Source organism: Sphingomonas sp., assembly GCF_042096255.1.
Taxonomy (GTDB): Bacteria; Pseudomonadota; Alphaproteobacteria; order Sphingomonadales; family Sphingomonadaceae; genus Sphingomonas.
In genome coordinates this window covers 1-8493 of record NZ_JBELLZ010000118.1, presented here as the reverse complement: position 1 = coordinate 8493, position 8493 = coordinate 1, and the positions used below count along the sequence as shown (strand labels likewise).

Annotated in this window: 10 protein-coding genes; 9 read left to right on the top strand and 1 reads right to left on the bottom strand. The window is 69.2% G+C overall.

Annotated elements, in window-relative coordinates; all coding sequences use genetic code 11:
• The 4 genes from ACFDTH_RS16140 to ACFDTH_RS16125 all read left to right on the top strand — a co-directional run.
• On the top strand, positions 1 to 402 hold a 402-nt coding region (locus ACFDTH_RS16140; protein WP_375288584.1), incomplete at its 5' end, for a DNA translocase FtsK.
• Between the two features lie 312 nt (positions 403 to 714).
• Positions 715 to 1383 (top strand): hypothetical protein, encoded by a 669-nt coding sequence (locus ACFDTH_RS16135; protein ID WP_375288583.1) that lies wholly within the window; start codon positions 715 to 717, stop codon positions 1381 to 1383.
• 57 nt (positions 1384 to 1440) lie between these two features.
• Positions 1441 to 2040 (top strand): hypothetical protein, encoded by a 600-nt coding sequence (locus tag ACFDTH_RS16130; protein ID WP_375288582.1) that lies wholly within the window; start codon positions 1441 to 1443, stop codon positions 2038 to 2040.
• A gap of 28 nt (positions 2041 to 2068) precedes the next feature.
• A complete protein-coding gene (locus tag ACFDTH_RS16125) occupies positions 2069 to 3109 on the top strand; it encodes a serine hydrolase domain-containing protein (RefSeq protein ID WP_375288581.1) in 1041 nt (346 codons plus the stop codon).
• On the opposite strand, the gene ACFDTH_RS16120 is transcribed toward ACFDTH_RS16125, so the two are convergent.
• Entirely contained in the window at positions 3106 to 3303 is a 198-nt protein-coding gene (locus ACFDTH_RS16120; protein ID WP_375288580.1) for a hypothetical protein, read from the bottom strand. The genes ACFDTH_RS16125 and ACFDTH_RS16120 overlap by 4 nt on opposite strands.
• A gap of 81 nt (positions 3304 to 3384) precedes the next feature.
• On the opposite strand from ACFDTH_RS16120, the gene otsB reads away from it, so the two are divergent.
• The 5 genes from otsB to ACFDTH_RS16095 form a co-directional block, all read left to right on the top strand.
• Positions 3385 to 4128, top strand: coding sequence for a trehalose-phosphatase (gene otsB, locus ACFDTH_RS16115; RefSeq protein WP_375288579.1), 744 nt, complete (start codon positions 3385 to 3387; stop codon positions 4126 to 4128).
• Positions 4125 to 5909 carry a glycoside hydrolase family 15 protein gene (locus ACFDTH_RS16110; RefSeq protein ID WP_375288578.1) on the top strand — a complete coding sequence of 595 codons (1785 nt, stop codon included), beginning with the start codon at positions 4125 to 4127 and terminating at the stop codon, positions 5907 to 5909. Before otsB ends, ACFDTH_RS16110 begins: the two co-directional genes overlap by 4 nt.
• The gene (locus ACFDTH_RS16105; protein ID WP_375288577.1) at positions 5906 to 7306 is read left to right on the top strand and encodes a trehalose-6-phosphate synthase; all 1401 of its coding nucleotides are present in this window, start codon (positions 5906 to 5908) and stop codon (positions 7304 to 7306) included. The genes ACFDTH_RS16110 and ACFDTH_RS16105 overlap by 4 nt, the downstream gene beginning before the upstream one ends.
• 139 nt (positions 7307 to 7445) lie before the next feature.
• Complete coding sequence (locus tag ACFDTH_RS16100) at positions 7446 to 8054, top strand: outer membrane lipoprotein carrier protein LolA (protein WP_375288576.1); 609 nt, start codon at positions 7446 to 7448, stop codon at positions 8052 to 8054.
• 318 nt (positions 8055 to 8372) lie between these two features.
• The coding region (locus ACFDTH_RS16095; RefSeq protein WP_375288585.1) for an endonuclease/exonuclease/phosphatase family protein at positions 8373 to 8493 on the top strand (121 nt) is incomplete at its 3' end.

Below are 8493 nucleotides of genomic sequence, written 5' to 3'. Positions count from 1 at the left end.
GGCAAGGGCGACATGCTCTACATGCCCGGCGGCAAGGGCATCGTCCGCGTCCACGGCCCCTTCGTCTCGGACGAGGAGGTGCAGGCGGTGACCGACCATTGGCGCGCGCAGGGCCAGCCCGATTACATCTCCTCCGTCACCGAGGAGCCGGAGGAGAGCTTCGCGCTCGACGGCGCGCCGACCGGCGAGGATTCGGAGGAGGACCAGCAATATCGCGCCGCGATCCAGCTGGTGTGCGAGAGCCAGAAGGCGTCGACGAGCTGGCTCCAGCGCCAGCTGCGCATCGGTTACAACTCGGCGGCGCGGCTGATCGAGCGGATGGAGAAGGACGGGATCGTCGGGCGGCCGGACCATGTCGGGCGGCGCGAGGTGCTGAGGGATCGGGACGGGAATCCGGCGTAGGACCACCGTGCAGTTGAAAATGCCTTGTTCTTTCTCGGAAGGTTATTGGCCGAGGTTGTTCCTTCTCCTGCTCTCCGCCACCGCCGGTGTTGATTCATGTCTGCTCGTGGGCGGCAAGCGAACATTGCTCCAAAGCCGCAGTCGAGGCAGCCCCGGCGCCGCGCCGGTCAGGAAGGCGCGTCCCCCTTCCTTTTCCTGAAGCGTGCGGATCGGCGGTGCAGGGCGCAAGCGATATCCTGACTTGGCTGGCGCAATGCTCGACCGCTAAGCTCCGGGAGCGTTGGCGCATCGACTTGGGCGGGAGGGTTGGCGATGAACTTCGTCCAGTGGCTGAACTCGCTCGACGAGCTGCTGTACGAGGTGATGAGCTGGCTGGTCTTCTACCCGGTCACGCTCTGGCGCATCCTCCGGCGACCGCTGGCGACGATGCGCCATGCAGAAGACCAGCTGCGCCTGGAGCCGGAGCGGCAGTATCGCGACACGGTGAGCCCGCCGATCATGCTGATCCTCACCATCGTGCTGCTCCAGGGGATCAGCCTGGCGCTCGATGGCGCCAACGCGATCGTCACCAATCGGCGGGGCCTCGCCGGGCTGGTCGATGACAACACCACGCTGCTGCTGCTGCGCATCGTCCTGTTCGGCGCCTTTGCGCTGATCCTGGCGACCCGCAAGGTGCACCGCAGTGCGCTGGCGCTCGATCGCGATACGCTGAAGGCGCCGTTCTACGCGCAATGCTATGCCGTCGCGCCGCTCGTACTGCTGTTCAGCGGCGGCCTGGAGGCGAGCGGCCACGGGACTGCCGCGGTGCGGGTGCTGGGCGCCGCCGCGATCCTGGTGGCGCTGGTCTATTATTGGGTGGTCGAGACCCGCTGGTTCCGTAGCGAGCTGAACCAGTCGGTGCTGCGGTCGCTCGCCGATGCCGGGCTCTGCCTGCTTGGGGGCCTGGCGCTGCTGATCTGTATTGCCTTGCTGTTTCGCTGAGCACAAAGGGCTGATAAACTTGCGATCGGCCCGGTCTGGGCCGGACAGGAGGCCTGCATGCGTCTCACCCCATCCCACCTCGGATCGATCCTTGCGCTCGCTTGCGCCGCGCCGCTCTACGCCCAATCGACCGGTCTTGAAGACATGGTCGGCGCCCGGGCCGGTCAAGCGGAGGGCGAGATCCAGCGCCGCGGCTATCGCAATGTCGGCGGGGAGAAGAGCGACGACCGCAGCTACACTTATTGGTGGAGCGACGAGCGCCGCCAGTGCGTCACCATCGCGACGATGGACGGGCGCTATGCCTCGGTGACGCCGAGCCCCGCGCCCGATTGCCGCCAGTCGGCGGATCGGCACGGGGAAGAGGCCCGGAACGGCGGAAGGGATCGCAGCGGGCGGGACGGGGACGACCGACGTCCGCACCGCTCGGGCGAAGATCATCGCCGCGGCTCGGGCTATGCCGCGGCGGACGAGCTTTCCTATGCCTGCCGGAACGCGGCGGCCGCCGAGTTCGATCGCCGCCCGAGCGAGATCACCGCGAACTATCCCATTCGCCAACCCTATGGCTTTATCGTCCAGGGCTGGTTCAAGGACGGCGAACGCTCGCGCTTCTTCAACTGCCGCTTCGACCAGGACGGAGAGCTGGTCAGCGTAGGCTGAGCAAGGCCTTACCTCAGGGAGACGCGATGTGGTCCGGATCACGGCGTTCGCGGCCGGTGCGGCGATGCTGCTCGCCGCCGCGCCCCTTCACTCCGCAACCGCGCCGCCCGACCTCGCGCCGGTGCTGGCGCGCTGGGATGCGGATCCGCACCCGGACCTGCGCGGGGCGGTGGTGCTGCGCGACGGGCGGCGGGTGGCGGAGCGCTACTTTAACGGCGCCGGCGCCGACGACCTCCACGACATGCGCTCCGCGGGGAAGAGCGTCACCGCCTTGCTGGTCGGCATCGCGCGCGATCGCGGCGCGATCCGCTCGGTGGACGATCCGGTGGCGCGCTACTGGCAGGCGGCGAAGGGGAGCGCGGTGGGCGCGGTGGCGCTGCGCGACGTACTGACCATGCGCTCGGGCCTCGCCGCCTTCGACGAGGACCCCGCCTCGCCCGGCAACGAGGATCGGATGGACGAAGCCGCCGATCCGCGCGCCTTCGTGCGCGCGATCCCCGCCGCCGACCCGCCCGGCACCCGCTACCGCTACAATTCCGCCACCGCCTATGTCGCGGGCGTGGTGGTGGCCGAGGCGACCGGGCAAAGGATGGACGCCTTCGCCAAGGCGCAGCTGTTCGCGCCGCTGGGCATCACCCGCTGGCGCTGGGATGCAGATGCGGCGGGCGTCACCAAGGGCCAGGGCAACCTCTGGCTCACTCCGCGCGGCATGGCGGCGATCGGCGAGATGGTGCGCCGGGGCGGCATAGCGGGCGGCAAGAGGGTCGTCGGCCGCGGCTGGATCGCCGAGATGCTGGCGCCGCGCGTCGCCATCGCCGCGGACGATCCCTATGCCGACCATTACGGCTATTTCTGGTACCGCAAGACGCACGCGATCCGCGGCTTGCCGATCACCGTTTCCTTCGCCTCGGGCAATGGCGGCAACAAGATCTATGTCGCCCCCGCCTGCCGGATGGTGGTGGCGATCACCTCGGCGGCCTATGGCCGCGGCTATGGCCAGCGCCGCTCAGAGGCGATGCTGAAGGCGGTGCTGGACGCCGAGGTGGCGGCCGGCGGCTGCCGGGGCTAGCCCCGCCGCATCAGCAGCGCACCGCCCACGATCGCGATCACGCCCGCGCCCAGCAGCGCCAGCCAGGGTGCCGGGCTGCGCCCCGATCGCGCTTGCGGAGCCGCGGGCGCGCGCGGCGCCGCCGGTGGATGCGGCGGCTCCTGGAGCGGATAGGGCGAGCGGTTGGAGGCGGGCACCGGGGGAGCATGGGTCATGGGGCCGGCAACGCCCGCCTCCGTGCTCAGGTTCATCGACTTCGCCGGGATCATCCCGCGCGCCCGCTCGTTACCTCGCCGATGCATCACCCCCGTAACGATCTCCTGCCGCCGCCCGACCTGCTCGACGGCGCCGCGCTGTTCCTCGACTTCGACGGCACGCTCGTCGAGATCGCGCCGCGGCCGGACATGGTCAGCGTCGACGAGCGGCTCGCGCGACTGATGGCGCGGCTTTCCGAAAAGCTGGAGGGGCGGATCGCGGTGATCTCGGGGCGTCCTGTCGGCGACATCGCCGCGCTGTTCGGCGCGCCCGGCTTCGCGATCGCGGGCAGCCATGGCCTGGAGGTGCGTCATGCGGATGGACGCACCGCGATCTCCGAACGGCCGCCCGCGCTCGACATCGTCCGCGCCGGGCTGGCCGAGTTCGCCGCGCGCGATGCCGCCTTGCTGATCGAAGACAAGCCGGTCGGCGTCGCGCTCCACTACCGGCGAGCCCCCGAATATGAGGCCGAAGCCAACGTTCTGGCGCGCGCACTGGCGGACCGCCACGGTCTGCGGCTCCAGCCGGGCAAGATGATGGTGGAGGTCCGCTCAGGCGCCGCGGACAAGGGCAGCGCACTGACCGTGCTGATGCGGGAACCGCTGATGGCGTCCGCGCGTCCGCTGTTCCTGGGGGACGACGATACCGACGAGCCCGCCTTCGTCGCCGCCGCGAACCTTGGAGGAGATGGCATCCTGATCGGCCCCGACCGACCCACCGCCGCCACGCACCGCCTGCCGGACGTGGCGACCACGCTCGATTGGCTGGAGCATGCCGCACGATGACCCCCGACCTCGATCTCTGGCCGATCGGCAACTGTCAGGTCTCCACCCTGGTCGACCGCGCCGGCCGCTTCGTCTGGGGCTGCGTGCCGCGGGTGGACGGCGACCCGGTGTTCTCGGCGCTACTCGGCGGCGAGGCGCCCGAGGCGGGCTATTGGGCGGTGGACCTGGAAGGCTGCGTCGAGACCACGCAGGAATATCTGCGCAACACGCCGATCCTGGTCACCCGCCACACCGACGATGCCGGCAATGCGGTGGAAGTGGTGGATTTCTGCCCGCGCTTCTCGCGGCTGGGGCGGATGTATCGCCCCACCGCCTTCGTGCGCATCGTCCGCCCGGTGGCGGGCAGCCCGCGCGTCACCATGCGCCTGCGGCCGACCTGCGGCTGGGGCGGCGGGTGCAACCGGCGGATCGGCGGCAGCAACCACATCCGCTTCGCCACCGAGGGCATGACGCTGCGCCTCACGACCACCGCGCCGGTGGGCATGCTGATCGAGGAGCGCACCTTTCGCGTCGAGCAGCCGCTGCACTTCTTCCTGGGGCCGGACGAGAGCTTTACCGGCGACCTCGCCTCCAGCATCGAGGACATGCTGGTTCAGACCACGCGCGACTGGCAGGAATGGGTGCGCGGCCTGGCGGTGCCGCTGGAATGGCAGGAGGTGGTGATCCGCTCCGCCATCACGCTGAAGCTGTGCCAGCACGAGGAAACCGGCGCGATCGTCGCGGCGCTGACCACCTCGGTGCCCGAGCACGCCGGGTCGCAGCGCAACTGGGACTATCGCTACTGCTGGATCCGCGACGCTTATTATACGGTACAGGCGCTCAACCGGCTGGGCGCGCTCGACGTGCTCGAAGGCTATCTCGTCTACCTGCGCAACATCGTGGACGAGGCGCGCGGCGGGCACATTCAGCCGCTCTACGGCGTGCTGGGGGAAGCGACCCTGGTGGAGCGGTTCGCGCCCGACCTGCCCGGCTATCGCGGCATGGGGCCGGTGCGCGTCGGCAACCAGGCCTATGAGCAGATCCAGCACGATGCCTATGGCCAGATCGTGCTGTGCAACACGCACGCCTTCTTCGACCAAAGGCTGTTCCGCCCGCCGACGGTGGAGGACTTCCACGCGCTGGAAGCGGTGGGCGAGCGCGCCTGGGCGCACCACGACCAGCCCGATGCCGGTCTGTGGGAGCTGCGCACCCGGCAGAGCGTCCACACCTATTCCTCCGCCATGTGCTGGGCGGCGTGCGACCGCCTCGCCAACATCGCCGAGCGGATCGGATCGCGCGACCGTCAGGCCTTCTGGAACGAACGCGCCGAGCACATCCGCGCCACCATCGAGACGCGCGCCTGGCGGCCCGATACCAACCGGCTGTCGGCGACGTTCAGCGGCGACGACCTCGACGCCAGCCTGATCCAGTTGCTCGACCTGCGCTTCCTGGCGCCGGACGACCCGCGCTTCGAGGGCACCCTCGCCGCGGTCGAAACCGGGCTACGCCGCGGCTCCACGATGCTGCGCTACGATACCGAGGACGATTTCGGCCTGCCCGAGACCGCGTTCAACGTGTGCACCTTCTGGCTGATCGAGGCATTGCAGGCGACCGGCCGGTCGGAGGATGCGCGCGCGCTGTTCGAGGAAATGCTTGCAAAGTGCACCGCCTCCGGACTGCTCTCAGAGGACATCGACCCCGTCTCGGGCGAGCTGTGGGGCAATTACCCGCAGACCTATTCGCTGGTCGGCATGATCAACTGCGCCGTCCTCCTGTCCAAACCGTGGAGCTCGATCCGTTGACCCGCCTGGTCGTCATTTCGAACCGGGTCGCCGCGCCCACGGGCTCGCACTCGGGTGCGCAGGGCGGGCTCGCGGTTGCGCTCCAGGCCGCCCTCAACGAATATGGCGGGCTGTGGTTCGGCTGGTCGGGCGAGGAGACCGAGGCGTTCACGGGCACGCCCGAGATCGTCGAGGGCGGCTACACCATGGCCACCGTCGACCTCGAACCGCAGGACGTGGAGGAATATTACGAGGGCTATGCCAACCGCACCCTCTGGCCGCTGTTCCACTATCGCGTCGACCTGACCGAATATGAGCGCAGCTTCGCCGGCGGCTACAACCGGGTGAACGAGCGGTTCGCCGACAGCGTGTTCCCGTTGCTGCGCGCCGACGACGCGATCTGGATCCAGGATTACCACATGATCCCGCTGGGCGCGGAGCTGCGGCGGCGCGGCTGCGCGCAGCGGATGGGGTTCTTCCTCCACATCCCCTGGCCGCCGCGCCGCCTGCTCACCACTTTGCCCGAGGCGGCGGAGCTGGTGCGCACCCTGCTCGCCTATGACGTGGTCGGCTTCCACACCCAGGAATGGCTCGATTCCTTCCTTGATTATGCGCGCGAGGACCTTGGCGCTGCCTTCAAGGACGGGGTGCTGTCGCTGGACGGGCGCAGCGTGCGGCTGCTCGCCTGCCCGATCGGCATCGACGCCGCCGAGTTCCGCGAGATGGCGCGATCCCCTCGCGCGCGGCTCAGCTATCGCCAGATGCGCGACAGTGCGACCGGGCGCGACATGATCGTCGGCGTCGACCGGCTCGATTATTCGAAGGGACTGGAGGAGCGGTTCCTCGGCTACGAGCGCTTCCTGATGCACCACCCGGAGGAGCGCAAGGAGCTGTTCCTGCTCCAGATCGCGCCGCCGTCGCGCGCGACGGTGGAGACCTACCAGCGCATCCGCACCTCGCTGGAGGGGCTGGCCGGGCGGATCAACGGCGCCTTCGCGGACATCGACTGGGTGCCGATCCGCTACGTCAACCAGGGCTATGCGCGCGACATGCTCGCCGGCATCTATCGCGCCGCCAAGATCGGGCTGGTCACCCCCTTGCGCGACGGCATGAACCTGGTGGCCAAGGAATATGTCGCGGCGCAGGACCCGGAGGACCCCGGCGTGCTGATCCTCTCCCGCTTCGCCGGGGCCGCCGAGCAGATGACCGAGGCGCTGCTGATCAACCCGCACAGCGCCGAGGAGATGTCGGACGCGATCTACCAGGCGCTGCGCATGCCGCGCGACGAGCGGATCGACCGCTGGCGCGCGCTGATGGCCGGAGTGGAGCGCGAGGATGTGGTGTGGTGGCGAAAGCGTTTCACAGACGCGCTGCTGAGCGCGGGACCGGTTCACGGCGGGTTCAATGCGATGGCGTAGAGCCGAGCGGTAAGCCCCTCCCCTATAGGGGAGGGGTTTGGGGGTGGGGCAGGTGTCTCACCGAGACCTTGCCCTCGCGGACAGCCCCCACCCCAACCCCTCCCCTGAAGGGGAGGGGCTTATGAAGTCAGGAATGGATATGCATCGCCTCCTCCCCCTCGCCGCTACCATCGCCCTCGCCGCGCCGGCCCTCGCCGCGCCTGCGCCCGAGCTCCAGCAGGTCCAGGAACACCTGCGGGCCGCCGGCACGATGACCGCGGCGTTCGCGCAGACCGGACGCGACGGCAAGACGCTGACCGGCACGCTGACCCTCAAGAAGCCCGGCCGCATCCGCTTCCAGTACCAGAAGGGCGTGCCGATCCTGATCGTCGGCGACGGCAAGGCGCTGACCTTCATCGACTATTCGGTCCGCCAGGTGCAGCGCTGGCCGATCGCCAACTCGCCTTTGGGCGTGCTGGTCGATCCCTCGCGCGACATCGCGCGCTTCGCCAAGGTGGTGCCGAGCGGCAATCCGAACGTGCTGTCGGTGGAAGGCTATGACGCCAAGCACCCCGAATATGGCCGCATCACCATGATCTTCGCGCGCGACGCAGCCGCGCCCGCCGGGCTGATGCTCCAGGGCTGGGTCGCGCTCGACAGCCAGGGCAATCGCACCACCGTCCGCCTGTCCGAACAGAAGTTCAACGTGCCGGTGAGCGACGGAACGTTCCGCTGGAACGACCCGCGGAAGACCGGGCGGCGTAGCTGACGCGATCGTTCATCCACGCGACAGGTTGCGAGGCCTAGACCCTGGATGTGGACGCGGGGTCTTTCGGGATTTCCCCCTGTTGCTCGGATGATGCTCCGCCGTCCCCCTGCGTGACGAACGACAGGTCGGCCCCCGCTCCATGCCCCCGGAGCGGGGGCCATTCTGTGCGCGGCGCGGACTGCTGCGCGTCGCGGCAGAACTCGCGCAAGCGCGGCCGGCGTCGCGCAGCGACGTCCGACGGCGCGGCTTTGCCGCGACGCGGCTCCGACCTCACCTCCTCGCCTTTGCATGCCGCCACCGCCCCGCTACATCGCGCGCGTGAAAATCGTCTCCTGGAACATCAACTCGGTCCGCTTCCGCCTCGACATCGTCGAGCAGTTCCTGCGCGAGGCGGCGCCCGATATCCTGTGCCTCCAGGAGACCAAGGTGATTGACGGCG

What these genes read in the sequence shown, in the direction of transcription:
- otsB (WP_375288579.1), top strand. Translation starts at nt 3,385, where the DNA reads ATGCATCACCCCCGTAACGATCTCCTGCCGCCGCCCGACCTGCTCGAC.
- ACFDTH_RS16110 (WP_375288578.1), top strand. Translation starts at nt 4,125, where the DNA reads ATGACCCCCGACCTCGATCTCTGGCCGATCGGCAACTGTCAGGTCTCC.
- ACFDTH_RS16100 (WP_375288576.1), top strand. Translation starts at nt 7,446, where the DNA reads ATGCATCGCCTCCTCCCCCTCGCCGCTACCATCGCCCTCGCCGCGCCG.
- ACFDTH_RS16130 (WP_375288582.1), top strand. Translation starts at nt 1,441, where the DNA reads ATGCGTCTCACCCCATCCCACCTCGGATCGATCCTTGCGCTCGCTTGC.
- ACFDTH_RS16135 (WP_375288583.1), top strand. Translation starts at nt 715, where the DNA reads ATGAACTTCGTCCAGTGGCTGAACTCGCTCGACGAGCTGCTGTACGAG.
- ACFDTH_RS16120 (WP_375288580.1), bottom strand. Translation starts at nt 3,303, where the DNA reads ATGACCCATGCTCCCCCGGTGCCCGCCTCCAACCGCTCGCCCTATCCG.